We start from the raw sequence: 22,098 nt of genomic DNA, 5'->3' as shown, positions 1-22,098 counted from the left end.
TCAAACGGTCACGGGTTGCTACCTAGCCATCGGTCAGGCCGGCGTGCCGACGCCGAGCAGTGCTTCGTTTTCGTTCACCGAAAGGCTGGTCAGGCGATAGAGGATAAAGCCCGATTTTTCGGAATGGATGCTGGTCAGCACATCGCCGAACACTGTCTTGATCTCCCCCAGCAATTCGCCCTCGGTAACCGGTTCGCCGAGATCCTTTTTCGGATACCAGAGGCCGGTCACCGGCGCGGTTGGCACCCACATGGTCACAACGTCGAGCGGCGTGACCGTAGCCTCACCCGGCAACATGCCTATATGCTGCATGACACGGCGGATACCGTCCGTCATCTGCGGCACGGTCGCCTCGCCCCAAAGACCATTGCCACTGACCTCCGGAAGAATGCTCGGAATGCCGAGCTTGTGGGCTGCATCGACCGTATATCCCGCGCCGCCGGCAGCCACCGCCACCTTGATACCAAAAGCGGCGGCCAGCGCCTTGGACTTTTCGCAGCCCGCCGGGAAGATGGTGAAAGGTGCCAGCCCCTCGTCCAGATCGCCACCGTGGCAATCGATATAGGCATCCGCCTTGGGAAACACATCCGTCACCAGCCAATGAGCCAGCTTTTCGCTGGTCGTGCCATCCGGCCTGCCGGGAAACATGCGGTTCAGGTTCTTGCCGTCCTGCGGCATGATATAGATGTTGCGCCGGCGAAAACCTTCGACATTCAGGATCGGCAGGACGATCAACGTGCCTTTGATGTCCTCCGGCTTCGTCTGCATCAGCTGCACGGCGGCTTCGATCGAACAGTATTCCGAGCCGTGCACACCGGCTGTCACCAGAAGGGTGGGGCCTTCTTCCACCCCTTCGATGACGGCGAACGGGATTTCCAGCTCGTCCACGGCGCTGACATGACCGAATTCCGAACGTGGTCTTCCGGTGCGAAGGGCAGGCAGAGCATGCATGGGCGAACCTCGATGTGACGGGGAAAATGAACGGAAGGCACGCGCCTTCCGGAAGACCACGGATGAGGACCGTCAGCTCTTCTTGACGCCCTGCAGGCGGATCAGGCCGTCTGAATAGGGGACGAAACCCTCGACATTGCTGCGCGCCGCCCAGATCGACTTGTAGTGATAGAGCGGGATGAACGGCATGTCGTTGAGGATCAAGCCGAGGCTCTGGGAATAGAGCTTCATCCGCTCCTTGTCGTCGGTGATCTGGCGGGCCTGTGAGAGCAGCTTGTCCAGTTCCGGATTGCAGTATTTGCCCCAGTTCAGGAAGCCATCGCAGGCAACCCATGGGCTGATATTGCCGTCCGGATCCGGCCGGCCGCTCCAGATCGCCATCGAGGCCTGGTATTTGCCGTCATTGGAATTGGCGGCAAGCGTTGACGATTCCAGCGTCAGAACCTTCACGTCGAAACCCGCTTCGCCGGCCATCGCCTGGATCATCTGGCCGACCTGTCCCAGCGTCGGGCTGTTGGCGACGGAGAAGGTGAAGGACGGGTTCGTTACGCCCGCCTCGGCCAGCAGCGCCTTAGCCTTGGCAACGTCGCGGCCTTTCAGGGCATGCGTCGGGTCATAGAAAGGCGCTCCCTGCGGCTCGGTCTGATTGCTCGGCGGGAAGAGGCCTTCGTAAACGACCTGGCTGATTGCCGCACGGTCGAGAGACAGTTCGAAGGCCTGCCGCACCTTGGCATTCCTGCCGAGCGGGTTGTTGGCCTGATCGCCATGGGCAACGTTGATCGAGATGACGTCGAAGGCGATCGACGGCCCCTGGATCGCCTTGACGCCCTTGTCGTCCTTGATCGTGGCAACATCACTCGGCGAAAGCCGCTCGATCAGATCCAGATCGCCGGAGCGCAGGCTGAGCAACCGCACGGTATCGTCCGGGATCATCCGGTAGATGACGTTATCGACATTGATCGCCTGCTTGTTCCAATACTGGTCTAAGCGCTTCAGCGTGATGTGATCCTGCGAGACGCGTTCGACAAACTGGAACGGCCCGGCGCAGACCGGCTTGGCGCCGACATTGGCGCTGTTGGCCGCAAGCGCTGCCGGCGACATGATCATGCCGGCGCGATCGGCCAGCACGCTGACTAAAGGCGCATAAGCCTGGCTGAGCTTGATTGCCACCGTCAGCGGATCGACGACCTCGATGCTCGAAACCGGCTTCAGCTCGGCCTTGCGGCGGGAATTGGGATCGCTGCGGTAACGTTCCAGATTGGTCTTGACCGCGGCGGCATCCATCTTCTGGCCGTCGTGGAAGGTAACGCCGTCACGCAGTTTCAGCGTCAGCGTCAGGTTATCCGCCGACCAAGCCCAGGACGTGGCAAGCTGCGGCTGGAACTTACCGTCGGGCGTCGTATCGACAAGCTTGTCGCAAAGTGCGGCGAAAATCACGCGGCCGGCGACGGAGCCGCCCGTTGCCGGATCGAGCGCATCGGGATCCGCCCGCAAACCGATGCGCAGATCAGCAGCGGAAACCGGGGCGGCGAGAACCATGGAAGCGAAAACGGCAGAAATCATCCCGGCCATGTGCCGGCCAACCAGTGAAGTCATGAAACGTCCCTCTTTTATCGGCGGCTTTGCCGCGCTGCTCTTTGGCAGCTCAAGAATTGTATTAGCATACAAGAACAGCAATGCACAATCTCGTGCAGTGCCGGCTCAATGATCGATTTCAAGGCAAGGTAATTTAGAGATTTCTGCTATATTCCTGATGAATATCAAGCCGCAACGTCCGCTCACATCGGACTTGTGATCCTATTGACATGCTGCGGTGCATGGTCTGTTATATCACCGTATAACGATTATGACCGCCTTATGACCACAATCGAGACGCCGCATTTGCCAGCGTCGCTCTCGATTGACGGTCATATATCCTGATGCCGGAGCCCATCCGGCCTGGATGGCGTTCAAACCCCAGAGGAGAATAATTTATGAAATTACCGCTGCTGCTTCCGGCTGTCGCGGCCGCACTGCTTGCCGCTGGTGCGCCTTCCATCGCCAGCGCCGATGAGTTGAAGATCGGTCTTCAGGACGACCTCGACGGGCTGGACCCCGCCCGCTCGCGCACGTTCGTTGGCGAAGTCGTGTTCGAATCCATGTGCGACAGCCTTGTCGCCGTCGGTGCCGATCTCGCACCCAAGCCCGAGCTTGCCGAAAAATGGGCATGGAATGCCGACAAGACCGAGCTGACGCTGTCGCTGTTTCCGAACCTGAAATTCCAGGACGGCGCGGCGATCGATGCTGCCGCCGTGAAGGCCAATCTCGACCGCGCTACAACCCTGCCGGACAGCATGCGCAAGTCCGAACTTCTGTCGGTGAAAAGCGTCGATGTCGTTGACGGCCTGACCGTGAAGATCGGCCTGAAACAGCCCGATCCGACACTTCTGCCGCAGCTTTCCAACCGCGCCGGCATGATGCTGTCGCCGGCAAGCTTCGAAAAGGCCGTCACCGCGCCCGCCTGCTCCGGCCCTTACAAATTTGTCTCGCGCCAGCAGAACTACAAGATCGAGCTGGAAAAGTTCGCTGATTACCGCAATGCGGCCGACTACCATTTCGACAAGCTCACCTTCATGATCATTCCGGACACGACGGTGCGCCTTGCCAACCTGCGCTCCGGTGGCCTCGACATGCTGGAACGGCTTGCCCCCTCCGACATTCCGGCCGTGAAAAGCGATGCCAAGCTGCAGCTCGCGCAGGTCACCAGCGTCGGTTACCAGGGCATGACGATCAATGTCGGCAGCAATCCGCGCGCCTCTACCCCACTCGCCAAGGATAAGCGCGTTCGTCTGGCGCTGGAACTGGCAATCGACCGCAACGCGATCAACGAAGTCATCGGGTCGGGCACGTTCAAGCCGGCGCAACAGCCGTTTACCGATCTCAGCCCCTATCACAACCCGGCCTTCAAGGTGACGACACGTGATGTCGCCAAGGCCAAGGCGTTGCTCAAGGAAGCGGGTGCGGAGAAGGTTTCCTTCGAACTGCTCTTCGCCAATTCGACCACCAGCCAGCAGGTGGCCGAGATGATCCAGGCAATGGCGGGCGAAGCCGGTTTCGACATCAAGCTGCGCGCCACCGAGTTCACCACCATGCTGAGCCAGGCGCAGTCCGGCAATTACGATGCCGTGCTGACCGGCTGGTCCGGCCGTTACGACCCGGACGGCAACCTGCACCAGTTCGTCACCTGCAAGGGCTCACTGAACTACGCCGCCTTCTGCAACGAGGCCGTCGATAAGGCGCTCAACACAGCCAAGGTGACGCCGGACTTCGAACCGCGCAAGAAGCTCTACGACGAAGCCCAGACGATCCTGCAGGACCAGCTGCCGATCATCTACCTTTACCACCAGCCGTGGCCGTTCGTGCTCTCGAAGAGCCTGAAGGGTTTTACGCCGAACCCGACCGGCGTGATCAGCATCAAGGGCGTGACCCGCGGTTCGTGATGATTTCGAACTGAAATGCGAAAAGGGTCGGTCATACCGGCCCTTTTTTGTTTAAATCATGATGAGTGTGTCCAACACATTTTAAAGTTATGCGAGAACGGACCCGGCGTAGTGAAGCGGAAACATATCAGATGAAGCGGTCCATGCAGAAAAGACTGGAGGCATTGGAGGCCAATTATATGATCCAGCTCGTCGAAGCTTTGGAGCGTTGTGCCCACGGGAAATATGGGCTTCTAGATCAAAACCAAGCCGTTCTGAACACGCTTAATAAGCAGCTCAGATCGCGCCTTTCATCGCAGGACGCTGAAGACTTGCTGGAGCTTGGTTCTCTCATCGAAAAGCTGCGGCTACAACTCGGCTATATGGACGCCTTTCCACCTCACCAACGCTTGCTTAAAATCCGATCGTCCACCCATCCAAATTCACCGGGCGAACCGAAGCTCGCGCGCGCGCATGGCTTGAAGAACTGTCACGAGAATCGGGGTAAGGCCCAGCCCCTGACCAAGCTCTCGCTCAAAAATGCACCAGCTTCTTCGCCATCATCATATGGACGCCCTTGCAGCCATTCACCGTCTGCGTAATGCGCAGATCGCCCGCCAGGCTGCAGAGCGTATAGGCATCCTCGCGTGACAGGCCGCCCTTTTCGGTCAAGAGCACGATCATGTCGCGCAGCGCCATGACGGAGCACTGGTCGAGGTCCGGGTCCATGCCCATGGTGATGTAGTGGGTCGGCGTTTCGGCGCGTGGATAAACGAAGTCCAGATCGTCGCGGACGGTGAGCTGGAAGGTGCCGCGCAGCGCCGTTTCGATCGCCGTGATGCAGACTTCGCCATCGCCCTGCGCGCCATGGCCATCGCCACAGGAGAACAACGCGCCTTCATTGAAGATCGGCAGATAGAGCGTCGTACCGGCGACCAGTTCCTTGTTGTCGATATTGCCGGCATGCGCACGCGGCATGATCGAGGTGATACGGCCCCAGTTCGGCGGTGGGGCAAGGCCCATCACGCCGAAGAAAGGCGCGAGCGGCAGGTCCAAACCCCAAGGGAGCTTCGCGACGTTGTTTGCCTTGTCGAGCGGGATGTTCAGCAGTCGCGACGTCTCGAAATCGTAAGGCAGGGTGCCGGCGAGCGGGCGGATGACATTGTAGCCCCAGTCCTGACGCAGCTCGACATCGAGAATCTTGACTTCCAGCACCTGGCCGGGTTTGGCGCCGCGCACCGCGACGGGGCCGGTCAGGATATGGCCCTGCATGATCGGCCGGCAGTTCTCGTGGATATCCAGATGCTCCGGCAGGATGGTGAAATCTCCCTTCGGCAGCACTTCCGGCGGGCCGGAAACACTGTCGATGACAACCGTATCGCCGCTGTCGATGGTGATGACAGGCGCGCGCTCCGGATCGAAATAACCCCAGGCGCAATTTTCCGCAGAAGCCGGCACTTTATGCAACATGACTTGGTCCCCATTGTTTGCCTTGGACTTCTCGCCAAGGCGTTCTGAAATTCCATTGAAAAACCCGCCGCGGAGGCCGCGGCGGGTGCAAATGACAGGCTCAGATGGCCGCAAGGCGTCGGAGCAGCATGGTCCAGGCCTTCATGCCGAGCTTGAAATTATCAAGCCGGAAGAACTCGTTCGGCGCGTGGTAATCCTCGTCGGCCGTCGAGAACGAGAAGAAGATCGAGGCGCAGCCGAGATGGTTGCGGAATGCGCTGCCGATCGGGATCGTCGCACCCATAGCGACCCTGAGCGGCTTCTGACCCAGCAACTCGCCGAGCACGCCTTCGGAAACGGCCAGCGCCGGCAGGTCCGGATCGATGAAATCCGCCTCACTGCCCGGCCCATGGCGATGGACCTCCAACACGAAACCATTCGGCAGGCGCGTTTCCAGATGGCGGGTGATCGACGCGATTACATGATCCGGCTTCTGCCCGGCAATCAGCCGGCAGGTGATCTTGACGCTCGCGGTATTAGGAATGACCGTCTTGGTGCCTGCCCCCTGGTAACCGCCGGAAATGCCGTTGAATTCCAGCGTCGGTTCCAGCCATTGGCGGATCAGCAGTTCCCGGCCGGTATCGATCGGATCGCCTCCCTCGACGCCGATTTCCCGATAATAGGCGGCACTGTCGAATTGCGAAGCCTCGATCGCCGAGATGATCAGCGGATCCGGTGGGCTGGTGCCGTCGAGAAAACCGTCGACTGTCACTCGGCCATCCGGCCCGTGCATCGAAGCAAGCAGCGTGGCAAGTGCCGCAATCGGGTTCGGCGCGCTGCCGCCGTGACGGCCGGAATGCAGGTCTTTCGACGCACCGGTGATCGTCACATCCAGCGCCGCAAGACCGCGGCTGGCAACGGTGATGGACGGTTTGTCCGGCCGCCACATGGCGCCATCGGCGGAAAGCACCAGATCGCAGCGCAGCTTGTCGCGATGTTTTTCCAAGACCGGCTCGAAACTCGGGCTGCCGCTTTCTTCCTCACCCTCGATCAACACCTTGAGATTGACCGGCAGCCGGCCTTCCTCGCGCATGAAAGCTTCGGCGACGAGGATCGGGATCAGCAGCGGCCCCTTGTCGTCGGAAACACCGCGGGCATAAAGCCTGCCGTCCCGAATGTCCGGCTCGAACGGCGGCGTCTTCCACTTTTCCAGCGGGTCCGGCGGCTGCACGTCATAATGGCCATAGACCAGAAAGGTCGGCAAAGCCGGGTCGCCGATGATCTCGCCGAAAACAGCCGGATGGCCATCGGTCGTCAGCTGCTCGACATTGGAAAAGCCGGCTCGGCGCAGTCGATCCGCGACGAAATTTGCTGCGGCTTTTATGCCGTCCGCATAGGCCGGATCGGTGCTGACGCTCGGAATGCGGCAGAAAGCCTTCAGGTCTTCCAGCGCCGCCGGATAGTTCGCATCCAGATAGCTTTCGACACTCATTTGCCGCCGTCCACGCTGATCACCTGGCCGGATACCCAGCCGGCAAAATCGGAGGCGAAAAACATCACCATGGCGGCGATGTCGCCCGGCGCACCGAGCCGCTTCAGGGCGATGTTGTTCAGAAGCTTTGCCTGCCCCTCTTCGCCCATCGCCTCCCACTGCTTTTCGGTCGATGGGTTGGATCGCACGAAACCGGGCGCGACATTGTTGACCGTGATGTTCCACGGCCCGAGCTCATGGGCCAGCTGGCGGGTCAGGCCGATCTGCCCGGCCTTGGCGCTGGCATAGGCCTGGATGCCGGTCAGCGAAATGCCAAGGCCTGCGCCGCTGGAAATATTGATGATGCGGCCCGCGCGATTCTTCTTCATGCCCGGCGCCACGGCCTGCGCCATGAAGAAAGCCCCCGACAGGTTGACGTCGAAGATCGTCCGCCAGTCCTCTTCGGAAATCTCCTCGATCGGCCGGCCGGTCTGGCCGCGCACGCCGCCGGCATTGTTGACGAGGATATCGACATCGCCGATCTCAGCCACCAGCGCCTGCACATCGGCACGGCTGCCGACATCAACGATGTGCGAGGTAGTGTTCTCGCCGCAAAGCTTCACCGTCTCTTCAAGACCGACCGCGTTGACATCGCAGACATGCACGATCGCGCCGCGGCTTGCGAAACCCTGCGCGATCGCCCGGCCGAAACCGTGCGCCGCGCCGGTGACGATCACCACCTTGCCGTCGAAGGAAATGTTCATGCGGAAACCCTCGCAAGCTCTTCCAGATTGGCCATGTCGAGCGGACGTTTGCCGTCCTCGATCTCATGGATCATGGTGATCAGCCGGGCGGTGAGCGGCGTCGGCACACGGGATTCCTTGCCGATCTCGACCACCGGCAGAACCTGCGCATCGACTTCCGTCTTGCGCTTGCGGATCGCCAGATCGCGCCAGATGCCGGTGTGGGATTTCGCCGATTTGCGGTTATGCACCACCATGTCGTCGAAGGACTGGGCCGTCTGCTCTTCTGTCGCCAGCGGGCCGAAGGCTGCCGGATCGAACCCGTCGAAGGCTTCGGGGGTGATGTTATTGAGCGCCGCGACGGTCGCGACCTCGAGCGCGATCTGGCGCAGCACCGGCCGCGCCATTGGGTTTTCCATCACGTCGGCAATGCTGTCATTGGTCAGAGCGGTGCCGAACAGCAGCGCACCATAGATCAGCTTGCCCCAGAGGAAGCCCCAGATATTGCTGGTGATCAGCGCCTTCGGCTCGAAATCCTTGAAGTAGCTGTAGATTTCTTCGGCGCGATCGGAGAATCGCCCGTCGAGTTCGCCGAGAACCACCGCGCCGCGGCCGCTCAGCTGGACGACGCCCGGCTCAAGATAATCGGCACCGAAATTGACGAAGCAGCCAACCACCCGGTTTTCGCCGACGATGCGGCCGATTACCCGTTCGTTGAGACCGTTCTGGGCGGAAACGACATAACCGTCCGACGCCAGATGCTTGACCAGTTCCCTGGTCGCCTCTTCCGTGTGGTGAGCTTTGACGCAGAGGAGCGTGCGCTCGTAGATGCCTTCGACCTCTTCCGGCAGATACGCCTTCGCCCTCACCACATCCTCGAAGATCGGACCGACGATCTTCAGCCCTTTTTCGTTGATTGCATCCACATGCGCTTTCGCCGCATCGACGAAGATCACTTCGTGACCGGCGCGGATGAAGGCAGCCCCCAGCGAACCGCCGATCGCGCCGGCGCCCCAGATCAGGATCGGATTGCTCATTTCAGGCCTCCCGCAATGGTGCGCAGCACGTCAGATTTCGACACGTTCATATTGGCTTCCGTCCCTTATTGTCTCTCAACAAGCGTTTCCGCCGGCGGCGGGGAAATCCCGGCGGCGCGGATGATCGGCACGATCACCCGTTCGATATCGGCGGTATCTGGCGCGTGGCGGTATTCGATCGCCTGCTGGCCTGCCGGCACATCCGACAATACGCTCTCCGCGCCCGACGCATAGATCACCACGGTTGCATGCGCGATCATCCCGTCAAGACCAGGGGTTTCGAGCGCGGCTGCGACGATCTCGCCGACATGAGGGGCAAAGCGCTGCACGCCGCTTTTCATGATCGGCAGAAACTCCGGAAAACGGGAAACGACGAGAATGCGCGCTAGGGAATCCAGCGAGGCAAGCGCCCGGCGCGTCTCTTCCGATGGCGTGAAGCTGATCGTCACGACCTTGGGATTTTGCACCAGTACGGTGACATCCCGGTGCCGGTTGGCAATGGTGATGGCGAGATCTGCCGAATTGGCAAGCGCCCTCGCCTTCGGATCGCGTTCGAGTGCCGCGATCGTCAACGGCTCAACGGTGACGTCCCGACCAAGCCGCGCCGCAATGAAGCGCGCATAACTCGCCGTTGCATCCTGAAACAAGCCGATCATGACGATCCTCAGACGCGGGCCGACGGCATCGCGATAGAAAACCCGGGCGCTGACCAATGAGACGAGATCGGCCGAGCGAATGCCGAGCGCGCGGCTTTCGTCGATCAGGTCATCAATATGCCGATGCAGCCCGATCGAATCGACGCGACCGGCAAGCCGCGCCTGCTGGCTGTCGCTCACGAAAGTGCCCGCACCGGGCTTGGTATCGATCAGGCTTGCCGCCTTCAGGTCGGCATAGACCTGGCTTACCGTCATCGGCGCCACGCCGAGTTTTTCGGCAAGCTCGCGGACGGACGGCAGCGCCTCGCCGGGCGCCAGCTGCCCGCAGGTAATGCCGTATTCGATAAGCCCCTGAAGCTGCGTCCTGATCGGCACCGGCAGGTCCCGGTCGATGAAAAACTCCATGTAAGCTGCCAAATCCCATCTGTTCTATTTGACTATAACGACTAGCTTGCCGCCCCTCATTCGGTCAAGCGGCAGGCGCTAGTTCGACGCGAAATGCGGTTGACAGCTATCGGCCCGGATGAAATCGTTATGGTCAGGGAGAACAGTTTTCAGAACCTCATTATTTGCAATCAGCCATGCGGCCCCGGCACAGCGCCGCCGCACCTCGACAGGGATCACCGACATCATGAGTTTTGCAGCCTTCGAACGCGAAATCGCCAAGGTCAACGACATCCTCTGCGCCATGAACCTGCTGACCTGGGATTCGCGGGTGATGATGCCGCCGGGTGGCGTGGAAGCGCGCGGCAAGCAGATCGCCACGCTGGTCAGCCTCGCCCGCGATCTTGCCACCGGCGACGCGATGCAGAAGGCGATCGAAACCGCCCGCGCAGAGCTTGCCGGCGTTCCGGCAAGCGATATCAGGGTGCTTGCCGTCGAACAGGCCGCACAGTCGATCGGCACGCTGTCGCGCATCCCGGCCGAGTTGGTCGGTGCGGCCGCCGAGCTGAAGACCGTCGCCCAGGCCGCCTGGAGCAAGGCGCGCGCCGCCAACGATTTTGCCGCCTTCGCGCCGATGCTCGAACGCACCATGGACATGCAGCGCGAGATCGCCGGCGCCATCGGTTATGCCGAGCACCCGTATGACGCGCTGGTTGCCACCTATGAGCCTGGCATGACCTGGAGCCGGCTTCGCGGCCTTTACGGTGAATTGCGCGACGCCCTGCTTCCGCTGCTCGCTCGTGCCCGGGAAGCGAATGTACGCTCCGAAATCCTCGATCGCGCCTATCCGATCGACAGGCAACGGGCTTTCTCCAGCCTCGTATCCTCGCGCTTCGGCTACGATTTCAACCGCGGCCGCCTCGACGACACCGTCCATCCCTTCGAGATTTCCTTCACCCGTTCCGACGTGCGCATCACCGGCCGCTTCCGCGAAACCTGGCTGCCGGGCGGGCTTTTCGCCGTCTGGCACGAGGCGGGTCACGGCATGTACGAACAGGGCGTCTCCGAGGCCTTCAGCCGCTCGGTCTTCACCACCGATTTCGTCAATCTCTATGCAGTCGGCGGTGCGAGCTTCGGCACGCACGAATCCCAATCCCGCCTCTGGGAAAACCGCGTCGGCCGCTCCCGTCGTTTCTGGGAGTTGAACTTCGCCGATCTGCAAAACGCCTTCCCCGACCAGCTTTCCGACGTGACGCCCGACGATTTCTGGCGGGCGGTGAATGCCGCGCGCCCGGGCTTCATCCGCGTCGAGGCGGACGAGCTGACCTACGATCTGCACATCATGCTGCGCTCGGAAATCGAGGCCGGCCTGATGGCAGGCGAGATCCGCGTCGCCGACCTGCCGGCAATCTGGCGGGAAAAAGTGAAGGCCGCGCTCGGGCTCGACGTGTCGAACGATACGCTCGGCGTGCTGCAGGACGTGCACTGGTCGTCGGGCATGGTAGGATCGTTCCCGACCTATACGATCGGCAACATCATGTCCTCGCAGTTCTTCGCAGCGGCGCGGAAGGAGAGCGCGGTGGAAGCCGGCCTGGAGAGTGGGGATTACCTGCCGCTCAAAACCTGGCTGAACGAGAATGTGCATCAGTTCGGTCGGTCGAAAACGCCGAGCCAGATACTCATCGATGCAACAGGCGAAGACCTTTCGACCGCCGCCTATATTGCCGACCTCACCCGCAAGGTGGACGAACTGACGGCATAAGCCGCTATCGCCGGCACGCTTGTTATCTTTCGAAACGTGCAAACTCCGCCTCTTGTCGGGCGGGGCTGCCGCGTATTTTCCAACCGGCATGGTGGATATTTCCGCCCGGCTCCGGCAAAAGAAGAGGACCGAACCGGGAGAAGAACCGCGCGCATGACTTCCAAGCCTTACAATCCTGCCGAAGACGGTGCGGAAATGTCCTTCCGTGAGAAGATGTCCTATGCGGACTATCTGTCGCTCGATCGCGTTCTCGATGCGCAGAACCCGATTTCTCAGGCGCATGACGAACTGCTCTTCATCATCCAGCACCAAACGTCCGAACTGTGGATGAAGCTGGCGATCCACGAGATCGGATCGGCCATCGAAGCCATTCGCCGCGACGATCCGCAGCCGGCCTTCAAGATGCTCTCCCGCGTCGCCCGCATTTTTGAACAGTTGAACAATGCATGGGACGTGCTGCGAACCATGACTCCCAGTGAATATACGGAATTCCGCGCTTCGCTCGGCCAGTCCTCCGGCTTCCAGTCCTATCAGTACCGTGCCATCGAATTCCTGGCCGGCAACCGCAACCCGGCCATGCTGAAACCCCATTCGCACCGGCCGGAAATCGTTACGATGCTCGAGGATATCCTTGCCCGTCCTAGCCTTTACGACGAGGCGCTGCTGCTGCTCGCCCGCCGTGGTTTCGATATCGGCGAAGATGGCGCCCGCACCGACTGGCGGGAAATGCGCGGTGAAAACCCAAAGGTTCTGGATGCCTGGAAGGCGGTCTACGAAGCGCCCGGAAAATATTGGGAACTCTATGAACTCGCCGAAAAGCTCGTCGATTTCGAGGACTATTTCCGCCGTTGGCGCTTCAATCACGTCACGACCGTGGAGCGGGTGATCGGCTTCAAGCGCGGTACCGGCGGCACGTCCGGCACACAGTATCTGAAGAAGATGCTGGACGTGGAGCTGTTCCCCGAACTCTGGCGCGTCCGCACCGTGCTGTAGGCAAGCCACCTCTCCCATTTCGAATGCCAACCCACCGAATCCAATTGCGCCCTCCCATTGTCGGGCGCATATCGGCTGCGGGGAGATTTGAGGGAGGAATATTTCATGGATAATCGCCGCATTGTCGCGACCGGATTGCGCTTTCCGGAAGGGCCGGTCGTCTGTTCCGACGGCTCGGTCTTCGTCGTCGAGATCGAGCGCAAGGCGGTGAGCCGTGTCACGCCGGATGGTCGGATCGAGGTCGTCGCAGAACTTGGCGGCGGGCCGAACGGGCTGGCGGTCGGGCCGGACGGCATGCTCTATGTCTGCAACAACGGCGGCTTCCTGTTTTTCCAGGAAGGCGAGTTGACCCGCATGAAACCCGGCGTGCCGGAAGGTTATGCCGGCGGCTACCTCCAGCGGCTCGATCCCGATACCGGCAAGACCGAAGTCCTCTACGACCGCTGCGGCGACCATCATCTGGTCGGCCCGAATGATCTGGTCTTCGACGAGCATGGCGGTTTCTATTTCACCGATTTCGGCAAGCTCTATCCGCGCTACCGCATGAATGGCGGGCTTTATTACGCTAAGGCCGACGGTTCCTATATCACCGAGATCGCCTATCCGATGATCACGCCGAACGGTGTGGCGCTGTCGCCGGACGGGAAAACTGTCTACGTCGCCGAGACGGAAACCGGCCGCGCATGGGCTTTCGATATCGTCGCGCCGGGCAAGGTGGAAAAGCGCCCCTTCCCCTCGCCGCATGGCGGCCGGCTGGTCATCGACATGGGCAATTACCACCGTTTCGGCTCGATGGCTGTCGATGCGGCCGGCAATCTCTGCATCGCCACCATCGTCGGCAATTGCATCTCGGTCGTCAGCCCGACCGGCGAACTTTTGCGGCAGGTGCCGATTGGCGATTTCTTCACCACCAATATCGCTTTCGGTGGGCCGGATATGAAGACTGCTTATGTGACCATGTCCGGCACCGGTCAGCTGATGGCGCTGGAATGGCCGGAGCCGGGATACAAGCTGTCCTATAGCGAACTTCGGTGAGGACAAGCCGGCGGTCTGCCAGTATCCAGGCTGACAATATTCCTGCACCATGCGAAAAATCCTTTCTGCAGGGAGGATAGCGCATGGTGAGTGAGCGGGGAAAAATGGCGGCGGGCGAATGGTATTGCTGCCTCGATCCGGAGCTCGATGCCTTGCGCGACCTCGCCCGGGCTGCCTGCCATGCGCATAACACCATGCCGCCCGCCGAGCGCGGTGCCATGGCGCCGGCACTTCGAGCCCTGTTTCTCGAGGTCTCTGAGACGGCTTTTCTGGAAGCGCCGTTTCATTGCTCCTATGGCATGAATCTTCACCTCGGCGACGCAGTCTATATGAATGCCGGCTGCACCATTCTCGACTCTGCCCCGGTGAAGATCGGCGCACGTTCGATGTTCGGTCCCGGCGTTCACATCTATTGCGCCGATCATCACCGCGATCCCGCCCTGCGCTCGCAAGGTATGGAGATCGCAAGGCCGGTGACGATCGGCAAAGATGTCTGGATCGGCGGCGGTGCGATCATCCTCGGTGGCGTAACGATCGGCGACGGCGCGATCGTCGGGGCGGGATCTGTCGTCACCCGCGATGTGCCCGCCGGCGCCACCGTCGTCGGAAATCCGGCCAGGCCCGTCAAGCCGCGCGACTAATTTAGAGACAACTCCTCGACGTAAAGATTGCATTCAGCATTTCTTGGTAATTTTCCGTTAGCAATTCCTCAAGGGTGTCGACCCAGGGATGTTGAGCGGCGTGTTCTGCCGTTTCCGGTTGTTTTGCGTACGGGTTCAAAATGCGTCTGTCGGCTGTGCCATATCTCCTCGCCACCTGCCTCGTTCTGGCCGGTTGCGCCTCGAATTCCGGTCCGGAAAATCTCGCCGCCGGCGTCAATGCGCAGGAAACGACCGGCTCCGTCGTCCAACCCGTCACGCCTGTTCCGTCCGTCGCCGTCGGCAAATCCTCGCGGGTCGGCGCATCGCAGCAGATGGCGGCTCAGTCGATGCCCCAGACCATGACGATGCCGCCCGCCGCGGTGCAGCAGCCGGAAGAGCATGTGGAAACACTTGCCTGGGCGGGCCACGCGCCGGATCCGCAGGCTTTCCGGCAGCAGACGACCGTCGGCATGCCGCTGCCGGCCGATCGGCCGATCGCCGCGATGATGCCGCAACGGCCAATGCTGCCGGACGCCACCCTTCGCCGCGGCGAGCGCATGCGCATCTACGGCCACCGGTTCCGCGACGCCAAGCCGATCAATTTCGGCCGCGTGACGCCGCGCAACTATCCAGTCCACGGTGTCGACGTTTCCCGTTGGCAGGGCGAGATCGACTGGCCGATGCTGCGCACCCAGGGCGCCAACTTCGCCTATATCAAGGCGACGGATGGCGGCGATCATCTCGACCCGATGTTCAAGACCAACTGGTACCGCGCCAAGGTCGCCGGCATCAAGCGCGGCGCCTACCATTTTTTCTACTGGTGCCGTGTGGCCAGCGAACAGGCCGACTGGTTCATCCGCAATGTGCCGCGCGACCCCGACGCACTGCCGCCGGTCATCGACGTGGAATGGAACGGCCAGTCCAGCTGCAAGCAGAACATTTCCCGCGCCAAGGTCTTGGAAAAGATGCAGGTCTTCATGGACAAGCTGGAGCGCCACTACGGCCAGCGCCCGATCATCTACACCGCGCCGGATTTCTACGAGGACAATCTGCAGGGCCAGTTCCAGGACTACCCCTTCTGGCTGCGCGCCGTCGCCCAGCATCCCTCCAAGGTCTATCCAAACCGCAAGTGGGTCTTCTGGCAATATTCCGGCTCCGGCATGTCGCAGGGCGTCAACGAGAAGATCGATCTGAACGTGTTCTCAGGTTCCGAGGAGCAATGGCACCGCTGGGTTGCGCCGGGTGCGGCGATGGCGCGGAATTGATGAGCGTTAGGCGTCGCTGAAACCGATTTTGTCGACTTCCGGCCGGCACTCTGAAGGTCACACCTATCCGCCCACGCGCGGTCTCCCGCCATGGTGATGTCAAATATCGGAGAGCCCACACGAATGCGGAACCTCAAGCAGTTTTAGTAATGGTGGCTCCGCATTCGCGTGGCCTTCGGCGTTCTTTCGGGACTTCCGGTCCCTACAGGTGATTGCCTCGCCTTCTCTGCACGCAAGATTGCTCTTAGCGCTTGCACGGCTCAAACCGAACCCGACCTGGCGGCCAGGGGGACGCTTGATAAGAGTGCCGCCCTTTCAGACGCGCGCTCCATGGCTTTCACCTCTTCCACCATTGCCGCACGTTACGGTTCCAATGAAAGCGCCGGCCTCCGCCTGCCCGCGAACGTCTCGCGAAACACTCCGGCGACGGAAGCAGGGGGATTGTAGGTGCGAGTGGTGGGGCGTGGAAGATTGGAGGGTGGGTTGTTTGTTTTTGTTCGGGAAATCTCTTTCGACATCCCCCGCTATACCCCCCTCTGCCCTGCCGGGCATCTCCCCCACAGGTGGGGAGATTGACTCGCGGCACGAACTTCCAGCGGCATTTACCGTCTAAAAGTGATGCACGGGATACTCATTTACAGAAGCGGCACTCGCAACGTCCATTGTTTGGGTAAACCGGTGCGCCCAGCCAATCTCCCCACCTGTGGGGGAGATGCCCGGCAGGGCAGAGGGGGGTATCACACGGCAGAACAGCCACCTATTTTCTCCTATTCAGTGCGAAGAAAATACCCCTCACCCCGCCTTCCTCAACGCCCTCCCCAAACTCTCGAAAACCCTCGCATCCCCCGACTGTGCCACGTTGAACCGCAGGAAGCGTCCCGCATCCGGCGCCTGGCTGAAGACATTGCCGGGGGCGAGCACGATATGGTCGGCGAGACACGCGCGGGCCACCTCCGCCGCCTCTACCCCGTCCGGCAGCCGGCACCACAGCAGCATGCCGGATTGAGGCATGTGCCAGGGCGTGATGTCGAGCGGTGCGAGGCTGGCGATCGTCTGTTTCATCGCCTTCGATAACCGCAGCCGCAATTCATCGAGATAACGGCGATAGCTGCCGTCAGTCAGGATAGACAGGACAACCTCGGCCGGAAGCCTGCCGGAGGAGAAATGGGTGGCGGTCTTCAGGTCGACCAGTCCCTCGATCCAGTCCGGACGGGCGGCAATGAAACCGCAGCGCACAGAAGCCGACAGCGTTTTTGAAAAGCTACCGATATGGATAACGCGGTCGAGCCCGTCGAAAGCGGCAAGCCGCGGTGCCGGCTCGTATTCGAGATCGGCAAAGATATCGTCCTCGACGATGATGAGCCCCGCCTTGTCGGCCAGTTTCAGCAACCGATGGGCCACGACCGGGGAAAGCACCGCGCCGGTCGGATTGTGGATCGCCGAATTGGTGATGTAGAGCCGCGGCCGATGCTCCTCCAGCATTCGGCCAAAGGCTTCGACATCCGGCCCGGCCGGCGTCATCGGCACGCTGACGACATTGGCCCGGTGGGCGCGCAGAAGCGCATGGAAATTGAAATAACAGGGATCGTCGACCAATACCGTATCGCCCGGCTCAAGCAGGAAACGGCAGATGAGGTCAATCGCATAGGTGCCGGAATCGGTCAGTATGATCTGTTCCGGCGCTGCCGAAATGCCGTGGCCTGCCATGCGCCGCGACAGGAGTTGGCGCAGCGGCAGGGAGCCGAGCGGTGTGCCGTAGTCGGTCAGCAGCGGATCGTCGCTGCGCGCCAGATTGCGCAATGCCCGCCGGATCGCCTCCTGCGGCAACCAGGACGGCGGCAGCCAACCGCAGCCGGGTTTCAGATAATCCGTATCTTCCAAAGCTTGCCGCGATACCCAGAGCGGATCGATCTCACGATCGAGCTTCGGGCCGATATCGGAGAGCGACAGCGGCGCAAGCGGGCTCGACACATAAAATCCAGAACCCGGCCGGGCGCGGATCAACCCCTCCGCCGCCAGCCGTTCATAGGCCTCGACCACGGTCGAAACGGAAACTTGCATGGTCTTGGCGAAGGCGCGGACGGACGGCAGCCGGGCGCCTGGCAACAGTCCGCGGCCGGCAATGCGGCTGCGGATTTCCGCCATGACCGCATCGGTGCGCCCCAAACCGCGATCACGCATCACATCCACTGTACTGCTCCGTTCTCCATTACAGTTTCTCGAAATTGTAATGGATCGTCTCTGGCAGCGCTACGACAATTCGTCGATAGCAGACAAATGTGGGGCCGATCCCAAAGGAATGTCGGAGAGCCGATGTCCAAGGATGGCGCGCGCAGGAGAATGGCGATGGAAGGACCGAACCGATGAACAATACGACAAGCGGCTGGGCGAGCGGGATGATGGGCGTGCTGATCTTCAGTGGCTCGCTGCCGGCCACGCGTGTCGCGGTGGCGGGGTTCGATCCGCTGTTCCTGACGGTCGCGCGTGCCTCGATCGCCGGTCTGCTCGCCTGCCTGCTGCTGTTGGCCTTTCGGGAAAAGCGCCCGGCCCGGGAAGATGTCGTGCCGCTCGTTGTTGTTTCGCTCGGTGTGGTGATCGGATTTCCGCTGTTTACCGCACTTGCCCTGAAACATATCACCTCGGCGCATTCCATCGTCTTCATCGGCCTGTTGCCGGTGGCGACCGCCATCTTCGGCGTCATCCGCGGCGGCGAGCGGCCGAAGCCGGTCTTCTGGCTGTTCTCCTGCCTCGGCAGCGCCATCGTTGCGGGTTTCGCGCTGTTTCAGGAACAGACGGCCTCGCTGGTCGGCGACCTGCTGATGCTGGCGGCCGTTATCGTCTGCGGCCTTGGTTATGCGGAAGGGGCGCGGCTTTCGCGAAAGCTCGGCGGCTGGCAGGTGATTTCCTGGGCGCTCGCCATTTCCCTGCCCATCATGCTGCCGGCCGTCTTCGTGACCATGCCGCAGGTATTTCCGGAAGGCGGGAACGCCGCCTGGCTGGGACTGGGTTATGTCTCGCTGTTCAGCATGCTGATCGGCTTCATCTTCTGGTATCGCGGGCTGGCGCTCGGCGGCATTGCCGGGGTCGGGCAACTGCAACTGCTACAGCCGTTTTTGGGCCTGGTGCTCGCTTCGCTACTGCTCGGCGAAACCGTCAATGCCGGCATGTTCGCGGCGACGCTTGCGGTCGTTGCCTGCGTGGCCGGCGCGAAAAAGTTCGCGCGCTGATCGCAAAGGCCTGTGTCGTCTCAACACACCCGTTCACGAAAATGGGAACCAAACTTCCTTCTTGGCATTATCTGACCGTGTGCAGGCCACGTCTGGCATGAAGAAGGAGGAAGTGAAATGGCTTTTGATCCCAATGACAGGCAGAACGAGTTCCGTAACCCGGAAGTCACCAACACCACGCAGGTTTCCCGTTCGGGCAGCTCTTCGTGGGTCGGCTGGGTAGCTGTAATCGCCGTCATCCTCGTCGGCGCTTTCGTCTGGTCGCAGATGGGTGGTTCGTCCACCGACCCGCAGACCACGTCGTCTACCAACCCGCCGGTTACCAATAATGCGCCGGCCGCTCCGGCAACCCCCGCCCCGGCCACCCCGGCCCCGGCAACGCCGCCGGCTGGTGGCACGGGTACGCAGCCGTAATCGGGTTAACACTCAGCTGACAGAGTGCCAACCAACAGACCGTCCGCCGAAAGGCGGGCGGTTTGTCATTTTAAGAAGTCGAGACGGCATCGGTCGGGCTTTCCGAAACTCGCTCCTGCGGCCAGCGCTGCAGCGCCCGCCGACCCGGATCGGTCAGCGCATAAACACCCTTCTCCACCCGCTCGAACCAACCATAATAATTGGCAAGCAGAATGGCACCTGCATTCGGCCCCGCAGTCTTAAGGTCACGCGGCCTTAAAGGTCCGTCTACGAGCAGCGCAGCACATGCCAGCGCCTGTTGTCGGTAAGCCGTCATTACCGGAATTTTCGTACTGCCGCCAACCGCCGGGTCTCCGCGCCGCTTGCGATGCTCCTTGATCAGCCGTGTCCGCCGTTTCGGATTAGTGCGCGGCATCGGCGAGACGGAGCTGACCAGAACCGAAACCTCGCCTTGATCCGAGACGCCGAGCATGCCGATCCCCAACCTCCGGCAGAGATCGCGATACCGCCGATCCGCCTCGCGCCCCCTGCCCTTGGCGGAGACGCGGGCGGCGATCCAGACCTCGTCGGACGCATTGCCCCGATCGACCGCCTGCAGGATGAGCTCGAGATTGAAGGAAAGTTTCAGCTCGCAGACAACCACAACCGGCGGCTCGGTATCCATCAGCCCGACCATGTCGCAGCCACCCACCTCGCCTTTCACTTCGTAGCCGAAGCTTTCGAGAAAGGTTTTGACGGGCTGGTAGAGGGAGGTTTCCATGCGGTCCGGCGAAATGAATCAGTCGCCGGACCGTATCATGAGGCCCCCATCACATCATCCCCACCTGCGCGGAATGCAGCCTGTTATAGGCGCCGCGGCGGGCGACGAGTTCCTGATGCGTGCCCTGTTCGACGATGCCGGAGCCGTCGATGACGACGATGCGGTCGGCGCCCTGGATGGTGGCGAGGCGATGAGCGATGACGAGCGTGGTGCGGCCCTGCGACAGCTCGGCAAGCGAGCGCTGGATGGCGCGTTCGGTTTCCGTGTCCAGCGCCGAGGTGGCTTCGTCGAGGATCAGGATCGGCGGGTTTTTCAGGAACATGCGGGCGATCGCGACGCGCTGTTTCTGGCCACCGGAGAGTTTCACGCCACGCTCGCCGATCATCGTATCGAGGCCATCTGGGAGGCCGGCCAACATATCTTCGAGACGCGCCCGGCGGGCGGCTTCGACAATGTCCTTCTCCGACGCACCGAGACGGCCATAGGCGATGTTTTCGCGGATCGTGCCACCGAACAGGAAGACGTCCTGCTGCACGATGCCGATCTGCTGGCGCAGCGAAATCTTGGTCATCTGGCGGATATCGATGCCATCGACCGATATACTGCCGGAGCCGATCTCATAGAAACGCGGCAGGAGCGAACAGATCGTCGTCTTGCCCGCACCGGACGGCCCAACAAAGGCGATCGTTTCACCGGCGCGGATATGCAGGTTGACGCCCTTCAGCACCGGCTTGTCCCGGTCGTAACCGAAGGAGACGTCCTTGTAGACGATCTCACCCTCCAGGTGATCGACGGTGACGGCGTCCGGCGCATCGGCGATATCCGGCTCGGTATCGATCAGTTCGGTAAAGCGCCGGAAACCGGCAATGCCCTTCGGATAGGTTTCGATGACCGAGTTGATCTTCTCGACCGGACGAAAGAACACGGTGACCAGCAGAAGGAAACCGATGAAGCCGCCGGCGGTCAGCTCGCCGGAGAGCACGAAATAGGCGCCAGCGATCATGACGATCATCTGCGTCAGGCGCATGCTCATATAGCTCAGCGAGCTGGATGCGGCCATCAGCTTGTAGGCTTCCAGCTTGACGCGGCGATAATTCTGGTTGTCCTTTTCGAACAGCGCCCGCTCATGGCTTTCATTGGCGAAGGCCTGCACCACGCGGATGCCGCCGACATTTTCCTCGATACGGGTGTTGAAATCACCCACCCGGCCGAAGAGCTTGCGGAAATTGTTGGTCATCCGGCCGCCAAAATGGCTGGTGACCCAGGCCGTCAGCGGCACGACAAGCGCGGTGATCAGCGCCAGCTGCCAATTGACCGAGAACATCAGCACCAGCGCGCCGGCAAAGGTCATCAGCGCAATGAACAGGTCTTCCGGCCCGTGATGCGCCACCTCGCCGATCTCTTCCAGATCCTTGGTCAGGCGGCCGACGATATGGCCGGTCTTCTGGTTGTCGAAATAGCTGAAGGAGAGTTTTTGCAGGTGGCTGAAGGCCGCCCGGCGCATGTCGGTCTCGATATTGATCCCGAGCATATGGCCCCAATAGGTGACGACCGCCATCAGGCCGGTATTGATGACATAGATTATCAGCAGCGCCACGGACGCTGCCAGAATCAGCACCCATTCATGGCTCAAGAGCAGTCGGTCGATGAACAGTTTCACCGCCATCGGGAAGGCGAGCTCGAGCACGCCGGACAAAACGGCACACCCGAAATCCAGCAGAAAAAGCCCGCGATATGGCCGGTAATAGGAGAAGAAACGGCGAAGCATTCAGACCATCATTTCAATTTTTAGCAGTGTTGCATTGCAAATCGTTGGAAAGGTGCGGTTGACCGCCGGAACGAAATTGGCGAA

General features: G+C 61.2%; 18 protein-coding genes. 8 read left to right on the top strand and 10 right to left on the bottom strand.

Annotated features, from left to right (window positions below):
* Positions 1 to 33: 33 nt before the first annotated feature.
* Together KX729_RS12710 and KX729_RS12705 are read right to left on the bottom strand one after the other, a co-directional pair.
* On the bottom strand, positions 34 to 951 hold the full coding sequence (locus KX729_RS12710; RefSeq protein ID WP_219742831.1) for a succinylglutamate desuccinylase/aspartoacylase family protein: 918 nt from the start codon (positions 949 to 951) through the stop codon (positions 34 to 36).
* Between the two features lie 72 nt (positions 952 to 1,023).
* The gene (locus tag KX729_RS12705) at positions 1,024 to 2,547 is read right to left on the bottom strand and encodes an ABC transporter substrate-binding protein (RefSeq protein ID WP_219742830.1); all 1,524 of its coding nucleotides are present in this window, start codon (positions 2,545 to 2,547) and stop codon (positions 1,024 to 1,026) included.
* A 377-nt stretch (positions 2,548 to 2,924) separates the two neighbouring features.
* Between KX729_RS12705 and KX729_RS12700 the strand changes: the two genes are divergently transcribed.
* Positions 2,925 to 4,430: an ABC transporter substrate-binding protein gene (locus tag KX729_RS12700; protein ID WP_219742829.1), complete on the top strand. Its 1,506-nt coding sequence runs from the start codon at positions 2,925 to 2,927 to the stop codon at positions 4,428 to 4,430.
* A 513-nt stretch (positions 4,431 to 4,943) separates the two neighbouring features.
* On the opposite strand, the gene KX729_RS12695 is transcribed toward KX729_RS12700, so the two are convergent.
* From KX729_RS12695 to KX729_RS12675, 5 genes are all read right to left on the bottom strand, one after another.
* Entirely contained in the window at positions 4,944 to 5,879 is a 936-nt protein-coding gene (locus KX729_RS12695; RefSeq protein WP_219742828.1) for an acetamidase/formamidase family protein, read from the bottom strand.
* 100 nt (positions 5,880 to 5,979) lie between these two features.
* The gene (locus KX729_RS12690; RefSeq protein ID WP_219742827.1) at positions 5,980 to 7,350 is read right to left on the bottom strand and encodes a dipeptidase; all 1,371 of its coding nucleotides are present in this window, start codon (positions 7,348 to 7,350) and stop codon (positions 5,980 to 5,982) included.
* Positions 7,347 to 8,093 carry an SDR family NAD(P)-dependent oxidoreductase gene (locus KX729_RS12685; protein ID WP_219742826.1) on the bottom strand — a complete coding sequence of 249 codons (747 nt, stop codon included), beginning with the start codon at positions 8,091 to 8,093 and terminating at the stop codon, positions 7,347 to 7,349. Before KX729_RS12685 ends, KX729_RS12690 begins: the two co-directional genes overlap by 4 nt.
* Positions 8,090 to 9,109: a ketopantoate reductase family protein gene (locus KX729_RS12680; RefSeq protein WP_219742825.1), complete on the bottom strand. Its 1,020-nt coding sequence runs from the start codon at positions 9,107 to 9,109 to the stop codon at positions 8,090 to 8,092. Before KX729_RS12680 ends, KX729_RS12685 begins: the two co-directional genes overlap by 4 nt.
* 65 nt (positions 9,110 to 9,174) lie before the next feature.
* Positions 9,175 to 10,170 (bottom strand): GntR family transcriptional regulator, encoded by a 996-nt coding sequence (locus KX729_RS12675; RefSeq protein ID WP_219742824.1) that lies wholly within the window; start codon positions 10,168 to 10,170, stop codon positions 9,175 to 9,177.
* 226 nt (positions 10,171 to 10,396) lie between these two features.
* Between KX729_RS12675 and KX729_RS12670 the strand changes: the two genes are divergently transcribed.
* The 5 genes from KX729_RS12670 to KX729_RS12650 all read left to right on the top strand — a co-directional run bounded on the left by KX729_RS12670 (position 10,397) and on the right by KX729_RS12650 (position 15,845).
* Positions 10,397 to 11,911 carry a gluzincin family metallopeptidase gene (locus KX729_RS12670; RefSeq protein WP_219742823.1) on the top strand — a complete coding sequence of 505 codons (1,515 nt, stop codon included), beginning with the start codon at positions 10,397 to 10,399 and terminating at the stop codon, positions 11,909 to 11,911.
* Positions 11,912 to 12,064: 153 nt separating this feature from the next.
* Entirely contained in the window at positions 12,065 to 12,904 is an 840-nt protein-coding gene (kynA, locus tag KX729_RS12665) for a tryptophan 2,3-dioxygenase (protein WP_219742822.1), read from the top strand.
* Positions 12,905 to 13,009: 105 nt separating this feature from the next.
* The gene (locus tag KX729_RS12660; RefSeq protein WP_219742821.1) at positions 13,010 to 13,939 is read left to right on the top strand and encodes an SMP-30/gluconolactonase/LRE family protein; all 930 of its coding nucleotides are present in this window, start codon (positions 13,010 to 13,012) and stop codon (positions 13,937 to 13,939) included.
* A gap of 83 nt (positions 13,940 to 14,022) precedes the next feature.
* Positions 14,023 to 14,580 (top strand): sugar O-acetyltransferase, encoded by a 558-nt coding sequence (locus KX729_RS12655; RefSeq protein WP_219742820.1) that lies wholly within the window; start codon positions 14,023 to 14,025, stop codon positions 14,578 to 14,580.
* Positions 14,581 to 14,720: 140 nt separating this feature from the next.
* Positions 14,721 to 15,845: a glycoside hydrolase family 25 protein gene (locus KX729_RS12650; protein WP_219742819.1), complete on the top strand. Its 1,125-nt coding sequence runs from the start codon at positions 14,721 to 14,723 to the stop codon at positions 15,843 to 15,845.
* 792 nt (positions 15,846 to 16,637) lie between these two features.
* On the opposite strand, the gene KX729_RS12645 is transcribed toward KX729_RS12650, so the two are convergent.
* Positions 16,638 to 18,026 carry an aminotransferase-like domain-containing protein gene (locus KX729_RS12645; RefSeq protein WP_219743123.1) on the bottom strand — a complete coding sequence of 463 codons (1,389 nt, stop codon included), beginning with the start codon at positions 18,024 to 18,026 and terminating at the stop codon, positions 16,638 to 16,640.
* 182 nt (positions 18,027 to 18,208) lie between these two features.
* Between KX729_RS12645 and KX729_RS12640 the strand changes: the two genes are divergently transcribed.
* On the top strand, positions 18,209 to 19,072 hold the full coding sequence (locus KX729_RS12640) for a DMT family transporter (RefSeq protein ID WP_219742818.1): 864 nt from the start codon (positions 18,209 to 18,211) through the stop codon (positions 19,070 to 19,072).
* 117 nt (positions 19,073 to 19,189) lie between these two features.
* Positions 19,190 to 19,486: a hypothetical protein gene (locus KX729_RS12635; RefSeq protein ID WP_025554472.1), complete on the top strand. Its 297-nt coding sequence runs from the start codon at positions 19,190 to 19,192 to the stop codon at positions 19,484 to 19,486.
* Positions 19,487 to 19,556: 70 nt separating this feature from the next.
* Here KX729_RS12635 and KX729_RS12630 read toward each other — a convergent pair whose 3' ends face one another.
* Positions 19,557 to 20,246, bottom strand: a complete 690-nt coding sequence (locus KX729_RS12630; RefSeq protein ID WP_219742817.1) for a DUF2161 domain-containing phosphodiesterase — start codon at positions 20,244 to 20,246, stop codon at positions 19,557 to 19,559.
* Between the two features lie 49 nt (positions 20,247 to 20,295).
* Positions 20,296 to 22,014, bottom strand: a complete 1,719-nt coding sequence (locus KX729_RS12625; RefSeq protein WP_219742816.1) for an ABC transporter ATP-binding protein — start codon at positions 22,012 to 22,014, stop codon at positions 20,296 to 20,298.
* Positions 22,015 to 22,098 lie beyond the last annotated feature (84 nt).

This window comes from Neorhizobium populisoli (genome assembly GCF_019430945.1).
Classification (GTDB): Bacteria; Pseudomonadota; Alphaproteobacteria; order Rhizobiales; family Rhizobiaceae; genus Neorhizobium; species Neorhizobium populisoli.
The sequence above is the reverse complement of the archived record's forward strand: the minus strand, read 5'-3'. Positions and strand labels throughout refer to the sequence as shown.

What these genes read in the sequence shown, in the direction of transcription:
- KX729_RS12710 (WP_219742831.1), bottom strand. Translation starts at nt 951, where the DNA reads ATGCATGCTCTGCCTGCCCTTCGCACCGGAAGACCACGTTCGGAATTC.
- KX729_RS12705 (WP_219742830.1), bottom strand. Translation starts at nt 2,547, where the DNA reads ATGACTTCACTGGTTGGCCGGCACATGGCCGGGATGATTTCTGCCGTT.
- KX729_RS12700 (WP_219742829.1), top strand. Translation starts at nt 2,925, where the DNA reads ATGAAATTACCGCTGCTGCTTCCGGCTGTCGCGGCCGCACTGCTTGCC.
- KX729_RS12695 (WP_219742828.1), bottom strand. Translation starts at nt 5,879, where the DNA reads ATGTTGCATAAAGTGCCGGCTTCTGCGGAAAATTGCGCCTGGGGTTAT.
- KX729_RS12690 (WP_219742827.1), bottom strand. Translation starts at nt 7,350, where the DNA reads ATGAGTGTCGAAAGCTATCTGGATGCGAACTATCCGGCGGCGCTGGAA.
- KX729_RS12685 (WP_219742826.1), bottom strand. Translation starts at nt 8,093, where the DNA reads ATGAACATTTCCTTCGACGGCAAGGTGGTGATCGTCACCGGCGCGGCG.
- KX729_RS12680 (WP_219742825.1), bottom strand. Translation starts at nt 9,109, where the DNA reads ATGAGCAATCCGATCCTGATCTGGGGCGCCGGCGCGATCGGCGGTTCG.
- KX729_RS12675 (WP_219742824.1), bottom strand. Translation starts at nt 10,170, where the DNA reads ATGGAGTTTTTCATCGACCGGGACCTGCCGGTGCCGATCAGGACGCAG.
- KX729_RS12670 (WP_219742823.1), top strand. Translation starts at nt 10,397, where the DNA reads ATGAGTTTTGCAGCCTTCGAACGCGAAATCGCCAAGGTCAACGACATC.
- kynA (WP_219742822.1), top strand. Translation starts at nt 12,065, where the DNA reads ATGACTTCCAAGCCTTACAATCCTGCCGAAGACGGTGCGGAAATGTCC.
- KX729_RS12660 (WP_219742821.1), top strand. Translation starts at nt 13,010, where the DNA reads ATGGATAATCGCCGCATTGTCGCGACCGGATTGCGCTTTCCGGAAGGG.
- KX729_RS12655 (WP_219742820.1), top strand. Translation starts at nt 14,023, where the DNA reads ATGGTGAGTGAGCGGGGAAAAATGGCGGCGGGCGAATGGTATTGCTGC.
- KX729_RS12650 (WP_219742819.1), top strand. Translation starts at nt 14,721, where the DNA reads ATGCGTCTGTCGGCTGTGCCATATCTCCTCGCCACCTGCCTCGTTCTG.
- KX729_RS12645 (WP_219743123.1), bottom strand. Translation starts at nt 18,026, where the DNA reads ATGCGTGATCGCGGTTTGGGGCGCACCGATGCGGTCATGGCGGAAATC.
- KX729_RS12640 (WP_219742818.1), top strand. Translation starts at nt 18,209, where the DNA reads ATGAACAATACGACAAGCGGCTGGGCGAGCGGGATGATGGGCGTGCTG.
- KX729_RS12635 (WP_025554472.1), top strand. Translation starts at nt 19,190, where the DNA reads ATGGCTTTTGATCCCAATGACAGGCAGAACGAGTTCCGTAACCCGGAA.
- KX729_RS12630 (WP_219742817.1), bottom strand. Translation starts at nt 20,246, where the DNA reads ATGGAAACCTCCCTCTACCAGCCCGTCAAAACCTTTCTCGAAAGCTTC.
- KX729_RS12625 (WP_219742816.1), bottom strand. Translation starts at nt 22,014, where the DNA reads ATGCTTCGCCGTTTCTTCTCCTATTACCGGCCATATCGCGGGCTTTTT.